This window comes from Chryseobacterium sp. ISL-6, from assembly GCF_018613715.1.
Classification (GTDB): Bacteria; Bacteroidota; Bacteroidia; order Flavobacteriales; family Weeksellaceae; genus Chryseobacterium; species Chryseobacterium paludis.
This window is the reverse complement of the sequence record NZ_JAGGPT010000007.1, coordinates 288,754-313,473: the sequence shown is the minus strand read 5'-3', so window position 1 is coordinate 313,473 and position 24,720 is coordinate 288,754. Positions and strand designations below refer to the sequence as shown.

Here is a 24,720-nt window from a genome sequence, read left to right as displayed (position 1 = left end):
ATTTAAGAAAGTATATAGCCACAGATTTTATCTGTGGTTTTTTGTTGAAAATTATTTAATTTCAGTAAAAAATTAAATATGAAGAATAAATATATCATGATTGCTCTTTCTATGGCTGGGGCGTTTCTTTCAGCACAAGAAAAAAATGAGCTGGTAAGCCCTAATGAAAACCTTATTGCAGAAAATATTTTACCGATTCCAAAAGCTTTAGCCCAGGCAATTAAAAAATATTCTGAAACCAGAAATGCTGGATTAGCCGATGTTCATCCAAATGGCAAAGAATTGATCGCAACAACCCGTTTTGCATCAACTAATCAGCTTCATAAAATTTCCAGCCCCATGGGAGATAGGAAACAGATTACTTTTTTTGATGAACCAGTGAATATTGCAAGTTATGAACCGGTAAAAGGAGAATATCTGATCTACATAAGGGATGCCGGAGGGAATGAATTTGGACAGCTGTATAAGCTGGATCTAAAAACATACGAATCTAAATTACTTACCGATGGCGGAAGAAGCCAGAACAGTGGTATTAATTGGAAAAAAGATGGATCAGGATTCTTTTTTACATCAACAAAGAGAAATGGTGGGGATAGAGATATTTATTATATGGATCCTTTGCATCCGGAAAATACACAACTAATCCTAGAGGTAAAAGGTGGTGGCTGGGGAATTAATGATGTTTCAGATGATGGAAAAAAAATACTCCTTGATGAACATATTTCAGCTAATGATTCTTATCTGTACATCTATGATCTGGAAACTAAAAATCTTGAATCTATTACAGATAGAAAAGAAAAAGGAGTGGTACAGACCGGAGCTTCTTTTGGAAAAACTCCAGATGAAATATGGTATACAACAGACAGAGACAATGAATTTAATAGATTGGCTTTTTTAAATTTAAAAACAAAAAAGATCAACTATTTAACGAGTTCAATTCCTTGGAATGTTGAAAGTTATGAAGTATCAAAAGATAAATCTAAATTGATTTTTGTAACCAATGAAAATGGAATTAATAAAATGTATCTTTTGGATACAAATACCAACCAGTATACTCCAATCAATAAGATTCCTATGGGTCTGATCGGAGGAACAAAATTCACAGGTGATAGTAAGTCACTTTATTTTTCACAATCAGCAGCCAATAGCGGAACAGATATTTATAAACTCGATCTGGCTTCACGAAATATTGAAAGGTGGACAGAAAGTGAGCAGGGAGAGATGCAGCCTGCAGATATGTCCGTTCCAAAATTAATAGAATGGAAGAGTTTTGATCATACCCGGATTACTGGATTTTATTATCCTGCTTCATCAAAGTTTACAGGTAAAAGGCCTGTTATTATTTCCATACACGGTGGTCCTGAAAGCCAATCTATGGCGTCATCATTAGGTTCAGGTAATTATTTCACCAATGAAATGGGTATCGCAATGATCCTTCCAAATGTAAGAGGTTCTTCAGGATATGGAAAAACATTTATTGCTGCTGATAACTGGGATTTAAGAATGAACTCTGTTAAAGATATTGGTGCCTTATTAGACTGGATTGCAAAACAACCCGAACTGGATAAAGACAGGATAATGATTATGGGGGGCAGTTATGGTGGATTTATGACATTGGCTACTGCTTATGAATATGCAGATAAAATCCGATGTTCTGTAGATGTTGTAGGGATTTCCGATTTTAATACTTTCTTGAAAAATACAGAAGAATATAGAAGGGATCTACGGAGAGTAGAGTATGGGGACGAAAGAATTCCCAAAATGGCTGAATTCTTTACAAAAATTGCCCCTCTGAACAATATTGACAAAATCAAAAAGCCGATGTTTATTATTCAGGGTACCAATGATCCGAGAGTCCCCGTTTCAGAGGCCAAACAGATGAGAGATAAACTGAAAGCTCAGGGGAAAACAGTGTGGTATCTGGAAGCTAAAAACGAAGGTCACGGCTTTCGGAAAAAGGAAAATATAGATTTCCAACGTCTTGCGACCATAAGATTTATGCAGGAGTTTTTATTAAAATAATTTTAAAATTGGCATATTTATAAAAAATAATCTGTTTTTCTCGCCCTGTTTTCTTAATTTTATTCTATGAATCTTGAGAAAGTAGGGCTTGTTTTATCAGGAGGTGGTACCAAGGGTATTGCACATGCCGGAGTTTTAAAATTCTTAATTGAAAAGAATATTGATATTGATGTACTGTCTTGTTGCAGTGCCGGTTCTATTGTAGGATGTTTATATGCTGTAGGTAAAACACCGGAAGAAATTCTGGAATTCTTCAACTCAGTTTATTTCTTCAACTGGAAGCATTTTGCCTTCAATCAACCTGGATTAGTTTCTTCTATTATTTTTACAAATTATCTGAAACCGATCTTTCATGATATGAAATTAGGAGATTTAGATAAAGAAGTAAAAATCGTTGCCACAGAATTGGTATCGGGGACAGAGAAGATATTTGATGACAACTTTATGGTGACAGACGCTATCATTGCTTCATGTTCAATTCCAGGGATTACAACCCCTTATATCATTGGTGAAGAAATGTTCTGTGATGGGGGGGTGTTAAATAATTTTCCGGCAGATATCATCAGAGAGGAGTGTGATAAATTAATTGGAGTTTTTGTATCTCCGCCTCATGAGATCGATATTAAAGATTTAAAATCGATCAAAGCCATTGTTTCCCGTTCTTATGATCTTCTTTCTTATAGAATTGAAAAAGGAAAATTTGGTTACTGTGACTGGTTTATTTCATCACAGGAACTCTCTAGCTATGGAACTTTTGAAAGAAAAAAAGATCGCTTAGAAGAGATCTTTAATATAGGCTATAATGCAGCAAAAGATAGTTTTGCAGATAGTAATTTCTATACACAGCTTAAACAGCTGGGAGCATAAAATAAACTCTCACCTTGATAGTGAGAGTTTTTATTTTATTTTTTAACGACTTGTCCATCTTGTTCTACCACTGTATTACCGTTTTCATCACTTACAACAAGTGTGTAAGGTGCTTTTTTCGCTGAATCGGTAAGATAATTTCTCCAAATCTGGTAATGATACCCTTTATTTGTAAAGTCATAGTAATAGTTTCCTCCGGAACCATCTGGAACTAATTCACCATCGCTGATGATCATATTCGGTTTCGAGGTTATTTTTGAATTGGCACCCCAAGCCTGATAAAGGTATTTTCCATTCGGTTGTAAATCAATTCGTACTTTAAACTTCTTAGTTTTAATAATAACTGTTTTAGGAACCTGCTGAAAATAGGCTGAACTGCTTTTGGATTGTATAATCGGATTTTCGCTAAAGCTATTAGCATTAACGGTAGAAAATAGGGCTATAAAAAACGTGCCCATTAAAATTTTTTTGATCATGGCAAATAGGTTTTAAAATTAGATTACCTGAACCTAATCAAATATAAAGCCATTTAAGATGGCGGTAAAGTCGATGTATAGCTGGCAAAAGCCTCTTCCAGGCTGGCAAATTTCCCCTTAAATTCATCGATCGGGCAATCCTGAAGAATGTTTCCTTTATGGATAAGAATGACACGTGAACATAAGGCTTCAACTTCCTGCATAATGTGCGTAGAGAGAAGAACAGTCTTTTCTTTGCCAATTTCTTTTACTACATTTCTGATTTCGATGATCTGATTAGGATCCAGACCATTGGTAGGTTCATCTAAAATTAGCAGATCTGGCTGATGGATAATAGCTTGTGCTAAACCGACCCTCTGTTTATACCCCTTTGAAAGCTGACTTATTTTTTTAGACTTTTCAGGTGTAATTCCTACAAGCTCTATCACTTCATTAACCCGGCTTTCAGATATTTTATGAATATTAGCGACAAACTGCAGGTATTCTTTCACATACATTTCCAGATAAAGAGGATTGTTTTCAGGAAGAAATCCAATGTTTTTCTTGCTTTCTATTTCGTGTTCTGAAATGTTTTTATCATTAAAAATTATCTGCCCTTCATCAATCTTTAGTGCCCCTACAATAGATTTCATTAAAGTTGATTTTCCTGCACCGTTTGGTCCCAGAAGACCTATGATCTCATTTTTATCAATGGTGATATTAATATCGTTAAGGGCAGTTTGCTCACCAAATTTTTTGGTTAAATTGATTATTTGAAGCGACATATGATGTAATGATCTTTTTGCAAAAATAAAAATAAAAAAACTCATTCCTGTGAATGAGTTCAGTTATATTGTAAAAATAATAATTATTTTCTGGATTTTTTATTTTTATTGCCTGAATTATTAGTTGAGGCTGAATTTTCCTGTTTGTTGATATGGGTATTATTCATGCCAGCTGATTTATCATACAGAGCTGATTTTCCACTTGTTTTTCCAAAGATCTTATCTACCTGCTTTTTATTTAAAAATTGAGATTTTCCAACATACTTTCTGTTCTTATTGATATATTGGATAAACTGAACAGTAGGCTGGCCATAATTTTTTTCATAATGAAGCTCTATAATATCGTTAGGAAGTTCTAAAGTAATATTGCTCTCAGGAAGAGATATGAACCCATCTGTAATCAGCTTATAAAGATCTGTTACATCTCCATTCATATTTTGGAAAGAGAAAGACCTGAAGGTATTGAGATTACTGGTGTTAAGATCCTGATAATTAACCGTAAATTTATCTTCCTTTTTATATAAGCCAACAGAATTATCTTTACCTATTTCCACTAAACTTTCATTTTTCAACACTTTAATTTGTGCGAAGCTTGAAATACCGAACAGACAAGTAAATAGTAAAATTATTTTCCTCATTGGATTGATTTTTAACATTTTATAATATGGTGTCCTCACAATTCAGGGATGAAATAATCTGGAAAACTTCGTCCCTAAAGCAAAAGTAACACTTTTTTTTGATATTTATTTTTGAAATACAGGCTATATGATGTACAACATTCAACTCTGTAGCAACAGAGTTCATGCCAAATTACTTAGATCGCTTTATATTAAAAAAGGTGAAAACTTAGTATGGTTTTGAAAAAGAGGCGGTTGATACAAAGGAATGGCCTCAGAGAGACCTGTCCCAAGGGATTGATAAAATAAATTTTTCATGTTTTCTGATGTGTTAGAAAGACAAATTTATAATATTAAATTTAATTTAATTAAAAAGTTCGGAAAATATTTCCCTGTAAGGTGCTAACAATTATTAGCCTCTAAAAATTATATTCTGACGAAATCAGTAATTACTTAATAATATAAAAAAAGCCGCAAAATGACTCAGTGAATAGACTCAGTGGTTGAGATCGGTTTATAAAAGTATTTTCTTAAGTGTCTAACCGGCAGATAAACAGACAATACAGACAGTAAACCAGCGAGTACACCAACAAGAATGGCCATTGCAGTAGCATCTAATTTATAATACTCTGATAAGTTATATTGTGCTAAAAACAACATGGATAGCACCAATAAACCACTAACAACACCGTGTAAAATGCTCAATTTGGTCATTAATCTTTTTGTATTGAGATTATCATCGATCATAAACTCAATAGATCCTTCTTCGGCAGCAACAGTCACTCTTTTGATAATATCAATGGTGAGAATGACGGGTAAAAATATGGCCATTGGCAAAGTAAGCCTCGCCAGATTTTGTGTTCCTGCAAAGAAATGAGTATAACCCAACTCCCTGAAGCTTGCATAAGCAACAATAAAATTAAAAATCATATTGGGAAGGACATAATAAAGGGTTCGCTTTATTAAAAAGCGTTTAAGGGTAGTTTTCTTTTTTATTTCTTTAGATGGATCAGGTTTCATGATTAATTCTGCAAAGATACAGTTAGTAATTCAAGAGCTTTATCTTTAATTTCGGTGGCTTTCTGCTGGGAAAGAAAATCTTCATTCGACATCATGGTAAAGTCCATTTGTTGGTTGTAGGTAGTTGTAACCAGGGTATTCGAATTCAACCAGGGAAAAGCAACTGTGGGACTTATAATTGTTTCAAGCCTAAAATTCCGGTATTTATCCGGGATATCAATTTTACCCATATTGGACAAGGTAATATCATGTCCGCCATTGCTTGATTTTAGCACTTTGATCATACGCTCAACGATAGGATGCATCTGTTCACCCATCCATAAAAGTTCCCGCGCCTCTATTTTCTGTATTTTCTCAAGGAGCTCTTTTTTAATTTGTGCGGCGTGATCAAACAAGCCGTGATTGCCTTTTTTTAAAGAAAGCTCTACCGTTGGGGCAAAAGCAAATACATGATCCTGCTTAATTTCCGGAATAAAATGACGGACATCCACAGGGCTGATCACTTTTCGTTTAGCCTGAGATCCCTGTATTTCCTGAAATGCCTGCATGAATGAAGCACATAATAGAGAGTGTACAGAAACACCATGAGATTTACAGGTATTGGTAATCTGCGTGGTTATTTCTGGATTCAATTTCCAATGGATGACATAGTTTTTCCCAAAATTTCTTTTTTTACTTTTCCGCTGCATCAGAAAAAAGAGTCTGGCCATCAGCAAAAAGAACCTTGCTTTGCGCACCTTTTTTTTTGTATTAAACCCGGCAGGAAGAAAATCATTGACGGAGCTAAATGCCTGATAAGAATCCAATTCCAGAGAGGGATTATCCAACAGACAGAGAAGTTCCCGCATCAGGGTTACAAGTGATGTTCCATCGCAAATACAGTGAGGTAATACCCAAAGAATTTCAGAGACAGCCTCCCCTCTAACCCATACCAGCTGAGCCAGTGGTTTCTTATGATCTTCAAACATGCGGAACCACTCTTTTTCGGATTCCAGCAACCAATCTTCATCAGTTTGCCGCTGCACTGTACGAATAGGAATGGCGGTCATCTCTTTCTCTTCTATAAAAAAAGGATACTGTTCACTATCGATATCAATCCTGGATCTAAGTAAAGAATGCTTCCGCTGAATTTTTTCTAAAGCTACTATAAAGTTTTCTTCTCGAAGTACTCCATTTATTTTTGCGGTAAATACACAGTTTAAAGGTGTCTTGGAATCAACATACATGATTCTTTCTACCATCATTAATTTTCGTTTGATCATGATACTGCTATATATTCCATTTGTTGTTTAATGGATTCTATGATTTCCTCACGAATCGCTAATGCCTCCGAATATTTTAAATATCCCTCACTTCCAATGAAAGTAAAATCCATTTCTCCATTGAATGTTGAAACTACAAATCCTGTGGTTTGACCCAAAGGACCAAGAGCGGAAGGGCTGAAAACGGTATCCAGAGTAAATTTCTTATAATCATTAGGAACCTGAATAAGCCCCAGATTGGAGAGCATACAGTCATTGGTTGACTTACCATTCCTTAATATTTTTGTGAAATCATCCAAAGCATAGTGCCAGGACTCTATCACCATCATCTTATTGTAAGGATCAAGTTTGGCAGTCTTACGTTTTACGGTCTTTTGCATCTGACGTACGTTATCTATAAAATCCATTTTCTCATTGATAGAAACTTCAACCATCAACCCAAAAGCAAAAATATGGTCATGTTTAATTTGAGGTGTAAGACGTCTTATATCTACAGGACAACAAATTTTATTTAATGCCGTTTTTCCTCTTATTTTTTTAAATGCCCTAAGGACTATTGCACATAAAAAAGTATTAACTGTAAAACCATTCGATTTGCAGTAAGAGATCAGTTGTTGTGTGAATTCACGATCAGATTTCCAATGGATCATATAGTCCTTTTGCCTTTCAATTGGTTTTTTGCCCAAAGGAGCGTATTTGATTATAGTAGATGCCACCCGGCCTATAAATTTTGCTTTCAGCTTTTGTCTGCGACTGTTTAAAATAGCTGCCGGAACGATATCCTGAATTCCAAGGATAGGTTTCTCAATACCAATATCAGCAGATGGATTATCTAATACCTGTAAAAATTCATACAAAAGGGTCATTGCCGAACCACCATCACATAAACAATGGTGAAACGAGAAAAACATATCTGAAAGTTCTTCTCCTTTAATCCATACAAATCTTATCAGAGGTAATTTTTTATGATCAAAAGGCATATACCATTCTTTCATAGATTCTTCCTGCCAATCGTCTTCTCCTGTTCGGGGAACTTCCCTTATAGGAATGGGTACAACCTTTTCAGGGACTTCAAACCAGGGAATATTTTCTTCATCGTGGATGACGTGTGCTCTAAGCCATGGATGTTTATTTTGAAGCTGAACCAAAGCCTGTTGGATCTCTTCCAATGTGAAAGTACCTTTTAGTCTGAACGGAATAATGCCATTAAAAGCCTCAGTTCCATCTCCTAGTATCATACGCTCACCAAATAATAATTTTCTTCTCATGGTTATATTGAAATTAATGTTGATTCTTCTTACTAAATTAATTATGATACGGCTACATATTCCAGCTGTGCTTCAATCGATTTTATCATTTCATCGCGAATGGCTATAGCCTCCGAATAGGGTAAATACCCCTCACTTCCCATAAAACAGAAGTCCATTTTCCCTCTGAATGTTGAAGTCACCATGGTAGTAGTATTACCCAAAGGACCAATTACTGAAGGACTAAAAATAGTGTCTACTGTAAATTTCTTATAATCATGAGGGATCTGGATACGTCCAAGGTTCGAGAACATACAATCATTGGATGATTTGCCTTTCTTTAATAGTTTTGTGAAATTTTCTAAAGCATCATGTCCGGATTCCATTACCATCATAGTAAGATATGGATTGAGCTTCGAAGTTTCACGCTCTACAGCTTCCTGCATCAATGGTAAATTATCTGAAAAACTCATTTTCTCATTGGATGAAATGGTAATCATCAGTCCGAAAGCGAAAATATGATCTTCTTTTATCTGTGTTGCAAAACGCCTGATATCTACAGGACATGAAACTTTATTAAAGGCTACTGTTCCTCTTACTTGTTTAAATGTCTGAAGTAAAGTGGCACTTAAAAAAGTATTAACAGTAATCTCTATTGATTTGCAGTAAGCGATCAATTGTTTACTGGTCGTCTGATCAAATTTCCAATGGATAAGATAATCGTTTTGCCGGTCAATAGCTTTTTTTCTCATAGGAAAACATTTGATAGCTGTTGCTGCCAGCCGGCCTATAAATTTTGCTTTCAGCTTCTGTCTGCGATTCGTTAAAATTGCAGATGGAACAACATCTTCAATTCCTAATATGGGATTTTCAATACCAATATCGGTAGTGGGATCGTTCAATACCTTTAGAAATTCATATAAAAATGTCATCGCGGAACCTCCATCAGATAAACAGTGATGAAACACAAAAAGCATATCTGATACTCCTTCTCCTTTAATCCATACAAAGCGGATTAAGGGAAGTTTTTTATAATCAAAGACCGTATTCCATTCCTTCTTGGATTCTTCCTGCCAATCATCTTCTCCTTCACGGATCACTAGCCTTATAGGAATAGGTATGGTGAGTTTAGGCACTTCAAACCAAGGCACATTTTTTTCATCGTGAGTGATGAGTGCTCTTAACCATGGGTGTTTGGCCTGAATCAGATTCAGGGCATGCTGGATTTCTTCTTCTTTGAAGTCACCCCTCAGTCTGAAAGGAATAACCGCATTGAAAGGTTCTGTTCCATCGCCTAACAACATGCGCTCACCAAATAACAATCTTCTTTTCATAGGATTAAACAGAAACTAATACGGATTGTTCTTCTTGTACAAAATTTTCTAACAATTCTACAGCTTTATCATTGCCGCCTGCAGTAAGAAAGGTAGCCTGAACCTCTTTGGCTGCATTTCGGTATGTTGGATCCTCAAGCAATTCAAACACTGTTTCACGAAGCGATTCAATACGCAATCGTTTGTATCGGATACTCTTTCCACAACCTGCCTGCTCAATTAATTTTGCAATATGAAAATGATCATAAGCAATTGGTGTAATCAACATTGGCAGTCCATTACGGAATGTGTCATTAACGGTATTAAAACCTCCATGACAAATAACCATATCCATGTGTGGCATTAACGCTGATTGCGGTACAAAACTATTTACAATAAAATTAGATGGCCATTCTTCAAAAATATCGGGTGGAGTAGCTGCTACAATAGTAACCGGCTGATCTGCAAATGCAGCGATGATCTTTTCGAAAAAAGCTTTTCTGATGTCCACCAACAGAGTACCTAAAGACACAAATATTTTAGGTGTGGTAGATGCATTTAAACGATCCCAATCAAAAGGAGCATCATTTGGTCGCCCTTTTACCGGACCTACAAACTTCATATGAGAAGGTACGGTTTCAAAACCTGCAAAAGCCTGTGAGGTAAACACGAGGTTCAATTTATGAGAATGGATAAAAATACCATCATCATCAATTCCCACTTCTTTTTGAAGATCTTTGATCAGATTTTGTTGCCATTCAAATATTTTAGGTGCACTTTTTTCTGTATCTCCCATTACATCCGGAGGAACAGGAGTGGTCGTTACACAAGGAATATTATGTTTATGAGCAAACAATGCTCCACCAAAAGAAATACAGTCATTAACGATGACATCAGGTTTCCAGCTTTCCGTAAGGCGGCTTAATCCCGGCATCATCATTTTGGCAAATGGAACATAGGTTTCTTCTAATGCGAGTTTCATTACTTCAGGTCCGGAACAGGCAGGTCCATCATCCTGTCTTTTCAGGATACGCTTGATTTCATCCTGATATGGAATAAGATCTTCTTCAGGATAGAAATAAGATCCTCCTTCCGGAATATGTTCATTGGAAAGCGGGGTAATTCCAAACCATTTCACTTCATGTCCTCTTTCAATCAAGCTTACACCGACACTTAATGTAGGACTGATATGTCCAAAGAACGGTGGAATAACAAATAAGAATTTAGAGCGGGGTTTTATTTGTTTCGAAGAAGAAATAATAGCCTTTTCAAGTAAATTGGCTGCAGTTGCTGAACCTCCGGCATCAATGAAAGACTGACGGATAATTTCGGCCGCCTCACGATACTCAGGGTTGTTTAAGATCTGCTGTACAGCTTCCTTTAAATGATTTGATTTAAATCTATTAAAATTAAGACGTTCACCAGCCCCTGTACGTACGACACGTCCAGCTACATGGGATTGATCATATGCAATTGGAATAACCACTAAAGGCAGGCCATTTGAAAGTGCTTCAGAAACCGTATTATGTCCTCCATGGCAAACGACTCCATCCAGATAAGGTAATAGATCCAATTGAGGAACCTGTTGATAGACCATAAAATTTTCCGGCCAGCTATCAAAAAGCTGTGGATCTGAAACCACTACAACGGTTAAGTCTTCATTCTGAAATGCATCAACTACCTTTTGGAAAAAAGCTTTCTTATGATCATGATCGAATGTGGTACCAATGCTTACTAAAATCTTCTTCTGAGTGCTGCTATTTAATCTGTCCCAATCAAATTCACACGAAATACGGCGTTCTGTAAGAACTGGGCCCGTAAACTGATAATTGGATGGTAACTCCATTTCACCAAAGAAATACCTGGACGTTAAAACCATGGTTAAAAGATCTGAAGAAGCCAATGAACGGTTTTCTGTTATTCCCAGTTCCTTTTGCAGTTCGATGATCTGATTCACTTCCCATTCGTGTACCTTAGGCAATTCGTCCATAATTTTAATGGCAGCGGGAGCAGTAACAGATGTGCTATAAGGAAGACCTAGCTTTTTCGCAGCAATAGATGCGACGAATAGCTGATGATCCCCAATAACCAGATCCGGTTGATATGATTTTAGCAAAGTAACAATACCATTATAGCAATGTCTGTTTAAAGGAATGAGTACATCTTCATAAAGAAATTTGATGCTGTCGATGCCGTACACTACTTTTTTTGAAATTATATCGAGATATTGTTCACTTTCTTTTTTTGATTCATCTGTCTGATCGTATTCAATAACTAATAATTCTCCTCCAACAGGAAGTTTGGTGCTTAAATTTTTATCAAGACTGATCCAAGCCACCTGATGCCCTCTTTCCAATAGAGTCGCTCCAATACTTAGAGTTGGATTGACATGGCCTGTCAATGGAGGGACAACAAATACAAATTTAGCCATAGTTTTGTGTTTAAAATTTAGATAAAAAATGATTGATGGTTTCTGCTATCTGAGCCGGTTCCTGTATAGGGATATTATGATCACCAGGAATCAATTCCAGTTCAGCTTTGCCAATTTGCGTTTTTAATAATTCACCTGTAGGCTTACAATTGGATTGGGATCCATAGAGCAATAATGTAGAAGAAGCCAATTCGGATAAATCAGTCTCATTGAGAAAATCCTTTTCTTTGATCATATCTGCTTTGATGCTCGTTTGTTCAAATAAGAACTCATACATACGGTGGTTTTTTTCCATTTGCCGTTTACCCATTTGTACTTTTGTAGTATCAGTAAAATTAGCAACATAATGTTCAAGAAACTCCTTACTGTATTCGTCAATGATACCACGCGTTTTATCGTCTCTGGGATCCGGAGCTTCCATAACCGCAAGTTTATCAACACGGTCTGGATATTTTAATGCTGTTTTCAGTGCAATAAGACCTCCGAAGCTGTAGCCGACAAGATGTGCTTTTTTGAGTTGTAAAAAGTCCATCAGATTGAGCAGGTCGGATGACATACTCTCAAGGTCGTATCCATCTTGAAAACGCTCACTCATGCCATGGCTTTTTAAATCATACATCACCACATGATAATGTTTTGCCAGAATAGGAGCTATATTAAAATAATAAATTGATAAGTTGCTGAACATCCCGTGGATAAGCACCACGGTTTGTTTAGCGTCCTTATTGAGTTCCTGTATATGGACTTTCCTATTGTCAACAGTAATTATTGGCATTCGTAGATATAATTGATGATCATACGGAGGTCAAGATTGATCAATTGATCTAAGTCCATAGAAGAAAGCCAACCGGTGAAATCAATTTGTTCACCAAAATGGGCTTTGATTTTCTCAGAAAAAGAAACGATTTCTATACTGTCCATTTCCAGGTCTTTCGTGAACGAGCTTTCTGGAGTAATGTCCATTTCTTCTACAAATTCTTCACCAATTACTTCGGTGATAAAGCCTTTTAAAAGAGTGAATAGCTCCTCGTGATTCATTTTTAATGTGTGGTTTAGAGTGTCCATCCGATAATATAATTTAGGTGTTTAATAGTTTTTATTTCAATTTTATTGATCCATAAATGATCATCTGTTATAAGTTCAACTTCGTATGCTTTTGGATTTCCTTTCAGACCGGTGCCCAAAAACTTTCCGTAGGCTTCTTTGGCTACCCAGAACCGGGTGGTCCATTCAGCCTGATCCCGGCCTTTTAATAATGCTAATTCAGCATCAGTAAATACCAGATCGTAAAATCCTGAGCTGCGTTCTTCAATAAGTTCCATATCAATTCCTACGGGGCTTCCATGACGGGCAATAGCTACTGCTTCTTTTCCTTTATGAGCTAATGATACATGGATATCTTCTGTAGAATCACCAATAAGATAAGGTTTGCCAACCTCATTCGAACGTACTTCAAATGCAATAGGAAAACAAGCATGATCTTTTTGTTGGCGTAACAGGTTTCTTACAGCATCTTTCACGGCTACACGACTCACCATCCAGTTTTTTCGCTTGTTAGGTAAGAGCTCATTATGATATTTCTTTTCAGTTTGATTGAAATAGCGTTTCATAATAAAATCCCATGAAACAACTCTGGAGTAAGCTTGATGAAAATAAAATACCTGAGGAGCTATTTCTTCTGAAAGTCGGTTATGTAAAGGAGACATGGAAACGTTCCATAATGCCTCATCAATTTCAAGTCTCCTGTTCTGCCATCCTGTAATAGCACACCAGACTTTTCCGTTTCTTTTCAGTATGATGTTAGCGGTTGCAAATTCCTCATTTAAATCAGTAAGTATACAGAAGCATTCAAATAAGCCTTCCTGATCATCCATATTACCGAAAAATTCGATATCCCTGATTTTCACAGGAAAAGCAATACGGTCTTTTGTTAGAGTCAGTTGTAGCCACAGTCCAAATAATTGCCCGGCGTTATCTAATAAGGAACCTTTTCCTCCATTTCCTTTAATTTTCCCTGCGATACCTTTAGTTCCAACCGATGAAATCTCCGTAATACCCTGGTAAGCTTCTCCATGAAACATATGTTTTTCATAGATCTCTTCAGGGGTTCTATTGATTGGTAAAAGATTTCCGATTGAAAGATCAAAGGCCGGAACAACAGGAGCTGATGAGGTTAGTAACACTTCTGCATTAGCGAAGTTTTCAATATCCAGATAGGCGTGGTTTGATGATCGCCATTCTCCCTTTACTGTTTTCTCAAAAGGTTTGGCAACGTTCATCCATTGAAACACATTTACATTCATGATTTTATGTACCTGTGTTCCTTCTATTTCTGCCTGGGCTATTTCAGCTAATACTTCAAAAATCATGGTCATGGGAATAACCGGTTCCATATCTGCAATATCGGTCCATCCTTTGGGTTGTCTCAACAGACTATGATCGATGAGGTAAGGATGACTATCCAGGTTAACATGCAGAGATTTGGAGAAATTCGCATGGGTGGGTACTTTCGTCAATATAGGATTTGTAACTCTATTTTCTAGACGATTCTGAAAGAGGGTCAGTACTTCTTCCTGCATACGCATCATATCAGTCATGTTCTCCTGAAATGCCTGCACAAGAGGATGTCCCGTCTTAGCTACCGTTGCTGAAACACTTTTTTGTTTTGTGTCAAAAGATTGTGCTAAAGATTTTATTTCTTTAAAATCACGAATAATGGGTGATCCCAATTGCAGTTTGATTCCTTTACCTGATGGTTTTTTTGAATCATTATGGATGTCTAAAAAGTCAAGTGCTACAGTTTTACCTTCCACAAATAATGCAGCGACCACACGCTCCAGCTGAGTAAGTGCAGATCGGGTTGGCAAGCTGGAAGCGACAGTACTGAAGGCCTTTCCTTTTAATGTATCATCAATAAAACCTAATAACCCGCCGGCACCCACCTGGATGAAAAATCGGGCACCCTCTTCATAAAGCTTTTCAGTAAGCTCGCGGAAACGAACCGGCTGAACAAGATGTTCAGCGCTCAGTTTTCTGATCGCTTCCTGATCTTCAGGATATGGGGTGAGGGTGGTCGCAGACCATAAAGGGATCTTTGTTTTTTGAAACTGTACCTGTTCCATTCCCTCTAGAATTAAATCAAGCTTGTCAGCAACAAACGGAGAATGAAAACCAGATTGGAATGGCAGAATCTGATGAAATATCTGTTTAGATTTTAATAATGGAACTAATTCATCAAGAGCGGTATTGCTGCCACAAAGGATAACCTGATTGGGACAGTTATCATTAGAAACATATACATTTGGAATTTCTGCAATAAGAGGTGTAATGCTATCAATACCTGCTCCTATCGCAATAAATCTGGAATCCTTTAATTCAAAAGTTTCCGGATTAAGTACATCGATCAATGATTTCACAGAGTTTACCTCTGCCAGCTCAGCGGAATAGCCAGCCAGCCATTCTCCTAAGCTATGTCCTGCATTCATATCTGGTGAGATACCCAAATTTTTCAACGCGGTATCCAGTATGCTGCATGAATTAAAAATGTTTAATGCATCAGTTAACAGACCATCACCTTCAGTTTGTATAGGTTCAGTTAATCCAAAATAACGACTGACACTGTCTACTTCACCTTTTGCAAGGCCATCTAAGCCAGGAAAAACAAAGGCTATTTTACCACCATCGCGTAATAAAGGAGTAGAGGTATACCAAATATCCTGTCTGTTGCGCCAAGGGTTTTTCTTAGAGACAATCTTAATCGCTTTTTCTATTCTTTCAGGTGTTGGATCAAAGAGGGCAACCCTGTAATCTCCTTCGCCCGGTATAGTTTCGTTATTCCGTAAAGCGGAAAGTAATTCTTCGTTTGTTGCTCTTGCTAAAAGTAATACACGGTCTTTTTTTGGCTTATCATATCCTTCAAGAACAACGTGTGCATTGATACCTCCAAACCCAAAAGCATTCACTGCTGCCACTTTTGGCAAACCTGATTTTGACCAGTTTTTTGGTTCCTGTACAGGTGCAAATCGAGTCTGCTCCATATCGGCAACCGGATTTTCACAATATAATGTAGGTGGTAAAGTATCATGATGTAATGCTAAACAGGTCTTTATCAAACCTGCTATACCTGCTGCAGGCATTGCATGTCCTATATTTGATTTTACAGATCCGATACCTGCGATGGGAGCGGCTTCTTCTTTACCAAAGAACTGAGCCAGGGTCTGAAGTTCTGTTTTGTCTCCAAGTGGCGTTCCTGTACCGTGAGCTTCTAAATAACCAATCTGTTTTTCATCCATATCAGCATTAGTCCAGGCTTGTTTTAAAGCTTTTAACTGGCCTTTAACGGACGGACTCATAACACTGGTTCCATTACCATCACTGCTTACACCCACACCTTTAATAACAGCATAGATCTTATCCTGATCACGGACAGCATCTTCCAATCGCTTCAGAACAACGAAACCACAGCCTTCTCCAATTAATAATCCGTCGGCATCCATGCTGAACGGCTTAATTTGCTGTTGGCGGGACATCGCTCCAAGCTGAGCAAAAATACTCCAGAAAGCAGCATTCTGTCCTGTATGCACACCACCTGCAATAACCATGTCGCAACGTCCACGGTTAAGCTCTTGTACAGCGTGATCCACAGCAAGTAAAGCACTCGCACAGGCTGCATCCACTGTAAAAGCGGCTCCTCCTAGATTGAATCGGTTAGCGACTAAAGAGGCGACAAGATTAGGGATAAGTCCCATAGCAGTATCAGCAGCAAAACGTCCTTTACGCTCCTGAAAGGCATGCTTAACCTTTTCGATATCTGCTGAAGATACCTGAGGTAATAATTCATGTAATAATGAGGAGATCTGTTCACCAGTCCGCACAATTTCGATGGCACGGGTAGCACCGGGTCCTGCGTAGTTTCCTTTACCAATGATGATTCCCGTTTTTTCTAACGATACCTGCTTCTGAAATACTCCTGCATCCTCCAAAGCCTTTTGCACAAGATCAAGTGTTAATAAATGATCCGGTTCCGTACCTTCAACGGCTAGTGGTAAAATGCCAAATGCTGTGGGATCAAATTCGTAGTCAGAAATAAATCCACCACGTTTGCAATAAAAACGATCGACTGAATTTGTACTATCACTAAAGTGCACAGGATCGATCCTGTCGGCAGGAGCCAGTTGGGTAGAGTCGACTTTATTGACAATATTTTGCCAAAAAGTGTTGGCATCTTGTGCCCCAGGAAAGACACAAGATAAACCAATTACAGCAACATCTGTTTTTTTCATAATTATCTTATACAGAGGATTACCAATTGCTTCCAGACATGATTAGTACCTGGCTTTCATTTCCGTATTTTATCTCATTAAGAAAAGTCTCTTTCCCCTGATCCAAAGGAATTAAAGAAATCCCCCGACGTTCATATTCTGTTTCTAAGGTTGGTGAAACCATACCTGCTCCCTTCCAAGGTCCCCAGTTTATGGAGATCACTTTTCCTTTTAGCCTTTTGTCAAGAGCTCTGGCATAATCATCCAATACACTATTTGCTGCGGCATAATCGGTCTGACCTTTATTGCCATATACTGATGCAATACTTGAGAACAGAACAACAAACTGGCAATCTTCACGAAGCTGTTCAGCCAGTACTCGAAGTGGTTTTACTTTAGTGTCAAAGACCCGCCCGAAAGAACTGCTTGTTTTATGCTTAAATAATTTATCTTCCAAAAGACCTGCCCCATGAATAACTCCGTCCAGGTGACCGTATTTTTCATAAATATTGCTGAGAAGGGCACTTAACCCATCTTCATCACAAAGGTCTAAAGATTGATAAACCACAGTGCTTCCAAGTCGTTCCATATCTCGGATCGTATGGAGGATCTGGTTATTTTTGAAAACTCGTACCGTTTCTTTTTCTATTTGAGGAGGTGACGTGAATTTCCCGGTTTTTATAAGATAACTTCTTATTTCTTCCTTGGTTTTCATCACTTCCAATTCTTTATGATCTGGTGCTTCATCTCTTGGATCCGCTGATCTGCCTACAAGAATATAGGTACATGGATAAGCTTCTGACATATGTTTAGCCAGTTCAGAAGTGATCCCCTGTGCACCTCCAAGTACTAAGACAACTGATTCCTGATCTAACTGGATGTGTGCATCTTCCAGACTTGTTGATAAAGGTGAAGGTATAATATCCACTTTATGCCTTTGATCATTTTTGTAAATAACTTCAACCGGTTTATCAGCTGCTAATATCTCTTTTAAAGCAATTTCAGCAATCTGATCCATCTTCTGAGTAGTGCTTAAGCTGATTAGTCTGCAGGTGGTTTGTTCAAACTCACGCGCCAGGCTTTTAAATAAACCTGAATAACCCTGATAATGGCGCAGTACACGAGTATCGGTTAACTCTTCAAGATGTGCAGGAATATCTGATATCAGGTAAATCCATTTTGCTTTATCGAGATTTAATTTTTTTATCAAATCAACATGATCAATGATATTATGCTTAACAGGAGATGAGAACATATCCAGAATGATCAGTCCATCAAAATCTGAAAGATCCTTCTCCATGTCCACTAATTCTGCAATAGCGCCATATTGTTCAAGTCTGTTTTTAATTTCCTGCGTTTGGTTACCATTGTCTTGGGTAATTGCAAAACGTTTTCCTTGTAATATTTCAGTGTTTTGTATTAAGGAAATATCACTTGGAGTAAGATCAAAACGAAGACGGGATAATACCGTTGGAGTAGCTTCAACATCAACATTTACATCAATGTGATTGTTAGTTGTACTATTATTATCAGCGCCGGTATTGTTGATCTCACTGATCCAATTTGCCAACCCCTTAAGTGTTTTAATAGCAGCCATTTTTTCCATAAGATCATCAGCCTGCTCTAAATTCTGACCGAAACCTATCTTGGTTTTAAGGTCAGCGATAATTTCCATACGCTTAATAGAATCAATACTTAAATCAGCTTCTAAGTCCAGATCCAAACCTAGCATCTCTTTCGGATAACCAGTTTTTTCACTTACAATATCCAAAATTGCTTTCTGAAGGTCTTCGATAGAAAATGAAGATTGATCCTGAGGTTTTGAACCATTGATTTCTTCTGAGCCATTTTTTTCTGCAGTAACTGCTACTCCTGTATACTCTGTAAGCCATGCAACGAGACCACTTAAGGTTTTTATCGCCGCTAATTGCTCCATAACGGTATCTTCATTGGCATGATCGATCGTAAGGATATTCAGTTCACTTCGCAGGGTTCCTATAATCTCAACCCTTTTAATAGAGTCAATACTCAGGTCAGCCTCAAGATCCATTTCCATACCCAGCATTTCATGAGGATATCCCGTTTTATCACTAACAACCTGTAGTAATAAGGATTTAATATCTTTTGATGGAGCCTGTTTTGTTTGAATGATAACAGGTTTCTCCGTATTGACCGGGGAAGCCGGAATAGAAACCAAACGATCATTGATGAGGTTGGGTACAGGTGAAGCATAGACAGGAGTAGGATTGATCTGTGGATTCTGTCCTAAGAAGGAGAGCATCACATCCCGTTGAGCCTGTATAAGTAATTTCATACTATTTAAATATTCCTGCAACATGCGTTCAGCAGCAAGCTGATTATCAACTGCAGGTACTTGTTGATTGGTAAAGTTGTTCATTTGAAGTGGTGTTATTATAGGTAATGCACCATTCACTGGCAGTGTGCCTGTGGTTGGTTGTGCAGCCTGACCGTTTACACGCCAGATAGCTGGGTTTTTCTTATAAAGTTCAGGCTGGTCTATTTGAATAAATCTAGCGCTACGGCCATCAAAAAGCTTTTCAATATTGAAGGTACGGCCAGTGCCAAGGTACTGAGCAAACATACAAAGCAGGTGAGTCAGTTTATTACGGTTGCTATCCTCGACATAGAATGTCAATTGATCTTTTTCCAGGCAAGACTGAGTCAGTCCGGTGAGTATTTTTCCTGGTCCTACCTCAATGAATATTCTTGCTCCATCGTCATACATTGCCTGGATTTCTTCCACAAATCTTACCGGTTGTACAAGGTGTTCGGTAAGTCTTTCCTTTATTTCGGATGCATCTGTTGGGTATACTGCTGCCGTAGTATTGGACCAGACAGGAATTTGCATTTCCTGAAAAGGAACATCTTTCAATACAGCATCATATAAGTCTTTGGATTTGGCAAGTAACGGACTGTGGAATGCGCAGGCAACCTCTAATTTTTTTGCAGAAATACGCTCCTTCCTAAGAAGTTCCATTAATTTATCTATTGCCGGTGTACTTCCTGCCACCACACATTGAGATGGAGTATTGAAATTTACGGGATAACAGCCTTCTATTTGTTCAAGGATAGGTTGTAAATCTTCCTGTTTAGCGCTTACGGCTAACATAGTGCCCGGATCTCCGCCTTCTACAGAATCTAAGATCGAGTGGGCCCGCTGGATACTTAAATCAACTAATTTTTCTTCTCCAAATACTCCTGCAAAGCACAAAGCAGGTAATTCACCATAACTGTGTCCTGCCACCATATCTGGAACAATACCCATGGATTCAAGGAGTCTGGCTAATGCGAGATCAACAATTCCCAAAATTGGCTGTGCTAAACGGGTATCTTTAATGGTCTCCTTTTGTTTCTTTAAAGCATCGGCATCAAAAGTAGTAGAAGGGAAAACGACTTTCTCAAGCTCCGGATAGCCTTCTATAAGATTTCGGATAGCTGGAAAAACCACAAACAGATCGCGGGCCATATTGATTCGCTGACTACCCTGGCCAGGAAATAAAAAGGCCACTTTACCTGCTCTTTTATTTACAATAAAGGTGTCTTTGGTTTCAATACCGAATAAAACCAATTCGATTTTCATCATCAGGTCTTCGGCTGTATCAGCAACAATACTTAACTGTATTGGTTTTTCTGAGCCTACGGTTAAGCTGTAGGCGATATCTTTTAAAGAGATGTCATCATTTATTTCTAATAAAGATTTGATCTGTCCCAATTGGTTTTTGGCCTCTTCATAAGTATCTCCGCGGAACACAAATAGCTCAGAAGGCCATGACTGTAATGCTACAGAATTATCTTGTTTAGGGTGATTTGCAATAACGGTATGGAAATTAGTTCCTCCGAATCCAAAAGCACTGATTCCGGCATAACGGTTCTTCTCGCTCCAAAGTCCACTTTCGGCATAAAACGCAAAAGGACTGGTTTGAGCATTATAGTAAGCGTTAGGCTGTTGAAGATGAAGGGTAGGAGGTTTTATACCATGGTATACTGCTAAAGAAGCTTTGATCAATCCTGCTAATCCTGCTGCACATTTGGTATGCCCGATCTGCGTTTTTACAGAACCTAAATGAGTCTGACCGGGTAAAGCCCCTGAACGACTAAATAAATTGGTAAGTGCACTAAGTTCTGTTTTGTCTCCAACTACAGTTCCTGTACCATGAGCCTCAACAAGTCCAACTGATGCAGGACTGATACCTGCTTGGGCATATGCACGTTCCAAAGCTCTTACCTGGCCTATTTTTCTAGGCGCAGTAAGACCTAAAGCCTTTCCATCACTTGATCCGCCTACACCTTTGATAACCGAATAAATACGGTCACCATCATGTACAGCATCTTCATATCTTTTTAATACTAGTATGGCTATCCCTTCTCCCAAAGCAATACCATCGGCATCACTGTCAAATGTTGCACATCTTCCTTTTCGGGAAAGAGCATGTGTACTTGAAAACATAAGGTAATCATTGATCCCGTTATGTAGATCAGCTCCACCGGCAAGTACCATATCGGATTTGCCTAATATAAGTTCCTGACATGCCAGATCAATAGCAGCCAAAGACGAAGCACACGCAGCATCTACGGTAAAGTTCCTGCCTCCAAGATCCAGTCTGTTCGTAATCCGACCTGCGATGACATTAGCTAAAATACCAGGGAAAGAATCCTCTGTAGTGTGTGGAAATGCCTCTTTTACTTCATCATGAAGTTCTCCGAAAACCTGCTTATAATATCCTCTGAAACTATAACTATTTGCCAGGTCATTACCACCTTCAGCTCCAATGATCACAGAGATGTTTTCTCTGTTGACGTGTTTTTCTCCATATCCGGCATCTTCCATGGCACGTTTAGCAACCAGTAAGGTTAATAATTGTGTAGGTTCAATGGCTGCAAGAGATTGTGGTGGAATTCCAAATGCGAGGGGATCAAAATCTATTTTCGGAATAAAGCCACCCCATTTAGAATGGGATACATCGGGTCCGTCAGAGTCCGGGTGATAATAAATATCTTTATTCCATCGCTCATCCGGTACTTCTGTTACGCTGTCTTTTCCTAGAATGATATTACGCCAGTATTCCTGTAAATTTTTTGCACCTGGGAAAATACATTCCATCCCTACAATAGCGATATCCAGTGATTTTTCATTGGACGCAGGCTCTTCTGGTAATGTTGCTTGCTGAATGTATTTGTGATTATCAATACCAACATCCTTATGAAGCTCTGCAAGAGAGATCACATGGTCATGCATGGTTGCAATTTGTCCGATCATATACATTCCCAGGTCTAGCTGTTCATTTTTAGGTATGTTGACCAGTTGGTCACCCTGACGATCTATCCCTTTGGCAGCAATTCGCAGACGACCAACATTTAGTTTTTCAAGTTGTTCCCAGACTTCTTTTTTATCCATTCCCGCAGCCAGAAGTTTAGTCTTCTCGCTATTGAAATGTTGTGAAAATGCTGTGTTTAAGCAACGTGTTTCATGTCCAGGAGCTGTTTCCAACAGGACGGTGTCTTTTGCCTGCATAGCCTGCAATTGAAATTCCTCCTGGATGGCTCCGGTGATTACCGCTTCTTCAGTATAGAGATAAGCAGTTCCCATGAGTACACCCACTTTTACACCTCTGGCTGCTAACGGAGCCGCCATGATAGAAACAAATGCTGTTGAGAATGCGTTATGGATTCCTCCTGCAAAAAATACACTGATATTTTCAGGATGATCTTCTTTTAAAATTCTTTCAATCTGTTTTTCCCAAAGGACCATGCTTGAAAGTGGACCTACATGGCCACCACATTCACGTCCTTCAAATATGAATTTCTTAGCTCCTTCTTTCAGGAAAATATCCAATAATGCAGGGGAAGGAACATGCAGGAAAGTACTTATTCCTGCTTTTTCAAATATCTTAGCCTGAGCAGGTCTTCCGCCTGCGATAAGAACTACGGGAGGTCTGGCTTCAAGGATATAGGAGGTCTGTTCATCTCTCAGTGCCTGAGGTGCAAATCCTAAAATACCAACACCCCATGTTTTTTCACCGGCAAGTTTTTTAGTTTCAATTACCAATGCTTTTGCTTGTTCACCTTTAAGTAAAGACAGGGCCACAAAAGGCAAACCTCCTGCTTCGGCTACAGCATTGGCAAATGAAGGGACATCACTGACACGGGTCATTGGCCCTTGTGCAATGGGATATCTTAAACCAAGTTCTCTGGCCAGCATATTATCCTCATTAATGACCTGGAGTGCTTTTGCCTGTTTCAGATGCCCGTACATGGCTTCTTTAAATCCAAAGATCATCTTTTTGAGACTTTTGAAATCTTCATACAGATCTATGGCTAAAGAAATATCCTGTCCCATGGGAATATAGCTCTTACTGATATCAAGGTCAGTAAAGTATTGCTTAAGATCCGTGGCACCGATATCTTCCGGTAAAGCGGGTGAATTTGGCCTCACCAACACCCGATGATTAGCTATAATTTTTGTTTCGGTTCCATTTAGTTTTGAGCATAGGTCTTTTACATCCTGAGGAACGGAACTTTCTGGAAAAAGAGCAAGCTGACTATCCAATATGACACCGGTTGCTCCTAATGCTTTTACTGCCGCAGAAGTGTGGAGTCCTATTCCTCCCTGTGCCCATACTGGTATAGTATTGATTTCTTTGATAACACGCTGAAATAATACAAATGTTGATTCATAACCAACAAGTCCACCAGCTTCATTCCCTTTTACGATGATACCTTTTGCTCCTGATTGTTCAGCCTGTCTGGCTTCTTCCAAACTGTTTACCTGGTAAATAACCGGTAAATCCAATGCGTAATTAATTGATAGGCTGAAAGGAAGTATCACAAAGCTTACTTTCTCTGGAATTTGAAGCGACATAAATTTGTCATCAGTGGCGGAGATACCATAAGAAGATACATCTGTATGGTCGAGTTGATTTAATGCTTGCTGAGCAATCGTTAACTCATGTCCTAAGCTTAGGATAGGAAATGCACCCGCCTGATGTAGTTTCAGGATAAGATTCACATCCGGTTTTTCAAAAGGCGTTATCCCAATAATAGTAAAGTTTTTCATGGCATTTATGGTTTGAAATGATAGAATGTTTCATAACAAAACGCTAAACATTTAGTTATAAAGTGCGATTGTTTGTTATGAAGGAATAAAAGTAGTAAATTTATGTTATATATTTAACAATAAACGTTATTTAATAATTATTCTTTAATTTCGAATCGATTAATTGTGTGGATTCCAGTAACCCTTAGGTTATTAGATTTAAGGTCGATATCCGGCTTTTCAAAAGGCTTTGCGCCAATAATGGTTAAGTTTTTCATAGTGTTTATGGTGTTGAAATGATAGCTGAAAAATTCCATAGCAAAACGCTAGACCATAAGGCATAATGAGCGATTGCTTATTTTGGAGGAATAAAAATAAATAAATTA

The 24,720-nt window shown here is 38.1% G+C and carries 14 protein-coding genes; 2 read left to right on the top strand and 12 right to left on the bottom strand.

The window, feature by feature from the left end; translation table 11 throughout:
* Nucleotides 1-78 precede the first annotated feature (78 nt).
* Complete coding sequence (locus tag J7E44_RS17070) at nt 79-2,022, top strand: S9 family peptidase (protein ID WP_214831619.1); 1,944 nt, start codon at nt 79-81, stop codon at nt 2,020-2,022.
* 66 nt (nt 2,023-2,088) lie between these two features.
* Nucleotides 2,089-2,889 carry a patatin-like phospholipase family protein gene (locus J7E44_RS17065; RefSeq protein WP_214831618.1) on the top strand — a complete coding sequence of 267 codons (801 nt, stop codon included), beginning with the start codon at nt 2,089-2,091 and terminating at the stop codon, nt 2,887-2,889.
* Nucleotides 2,890-2,924: 35 nt separating this feature from the next.
* On the opposite strand, the gene J7E44_RS17060 is transcribed toward J7E44_RS17065, so the two are convergent.
* From J7E44_RS17060 to J7E44_RS17005, 12 genes are all read right to left on the bottom strand, one after another.
* Nucleotides 2,925-3,365: a hypothetical protein gene (locus J7E44_RS17060; RefSeq protein ID WP_214831617.1), complete on the bottom strand. Its 441-nt coding sequence runs from the start codon at nt 3,363-3,365 to the stop codon at nt 2,925-2,927.
* A gap of 53 nt (nt 3,366-3,418) precedes the next feature.
* Nucleotides 3,419-4,129 (bottom strand): ABC transporter ATP-binding protein, encoded by a 711-nt coding sequence (locus J7E44_RS17055; protein ID WP_214831616.1) that lies wholly within the window; start codon nt 4,127-4,129, stop codon nt 3,419-3,421.
* Nucleotides 4,130-4,212: 83 nt separating this feature from the next.
* Complete coding sequence (locus tag J7E44_RS17050) at nt 4,213-4,767, bottom strand: hypothetical protein (RefSeq protein WP_214831615.1); 555 nt, start codon at nt 4,765-4,767, stop codon at nt 4,213-4,215.
* Between the two features lie 462 nt (nt 4,768-5,229).
* On the bottom strand, nt 5,230-5,766 hold the full coding sequence (locus J7E44_RS17045; RefSeq protein WP_214831614.1) for a hypothetical protein: 537 nt from the start codon (nt 5,764-5,766) through the stop codon (nt 5,230-5,232).
* A gap of 2 nt (nt 5,767-5,768) precedes the next feature.
* Nucleotides 5,769-7,028 carry a condensation domain-containing protein gene (locus J7E44_RS17040; RefSeq protein WP_214831613.1) on the bottom strand — a complete coding sequence of 420 codons (1,260 nt, stop codon included), beginning with the start codon at nt 7,026-7,028 and terminating at the stop codon, nt 5,769-5,771.
* Complete coding sequence (locus tag J7E44_RS17035) at nt 7,025-8,296, bottom strand: condensation domain-containing protein (protein WP_214831612.1); 1,272 nt, start codon at nt 8,294-8,296, stop codon at nt 7,025-7,027. The genes J7E44_RS17040 and J7E44_RS17035 overlap by 4 nt, the downstream gene beginning before the upstream one ends.
* A 41-nt stretch (nt 8,297-8,337) precedes the next feature.
* A complete protein-coding gene (locus tag J7E44_RS17030) occupies nt 8,338-9,609 on the bottom strand; it encodes a condensation domain-containing protein (RefSeq protein ID WP_214831611.1) in 1,272 nt (423 codons plus the stop codon).
* Nucleotides 9,610-9,613: 4 nt separating this feature from the next.
* Nucleotides 9,614-12,019 carry a glycosyltransferase gene (locus J7E44_RS17025; RefSeq protein ID WP_214831610.1) on the bottom strand — a complete coding sequence of 802 codons (2,406 nt, stop codon included), beginning with the start codon at nt 12,017-12,019 and terminating at the stop codon, nt 9,614-9,616.
* Between the two features lie 10 nt (nt 12,020-12,029).
* The gene (locus tag J7E44_RS17020; RefSeq protein WP_214831609.1) at nt 12,030-12,794 is read right to left on the bottom strand and encodes an alpha/beta fold hydrolase; all 765 of its coding nucleotides are present in this window, start codon (nt 12,792-12,794) and stop codon (nt 12,030-12,032) included.
* Nucleotides 12,785-13,057 (bottom strand): acyl carrier protein, encoded by a 273-nt coding sequence (locus J7E44_RS17015; RefSeq protein ID WP_251040612.1) that lies wholly within the window; start codon nt 13,055-13,057, stop codon nt 12,785-12,787. Before J7E44_RS17015 ends, J7E44_RS17020 begins: the two co-directional genes overlap by 10 nt.
* A 14-nt stretch (nt 13,058-13,071) precedes the next feature.
* The gene (locus J7E44_RS17010; RefSeq protein ID WP_214831607.1) at nt 13,072-17,301 is read right to left on the bottom strand and encodes a type I polyketide synthase; all 4,230 of its coding nucleotides are present in this window, start codon (nt 17,299-17,301) and stop codon (nt 13,072-13,074) included.
* Between the two features lie 19 nt (nt 17,302-17,320).
* Nucleotides 17,321-24,355: a type I polyketide synthase gene (locus tag J7E44_RS17005; protein WP_214831606.1), complete on the bottom strand. Its 7,035-nt coding sequence runs from the start codon at nt 24,353-24,355 to the stop codon at nt 17,321-17,323.
* Between the last annotated feature and the right edge of the window lie 365 nt (nt 24,356-24,720).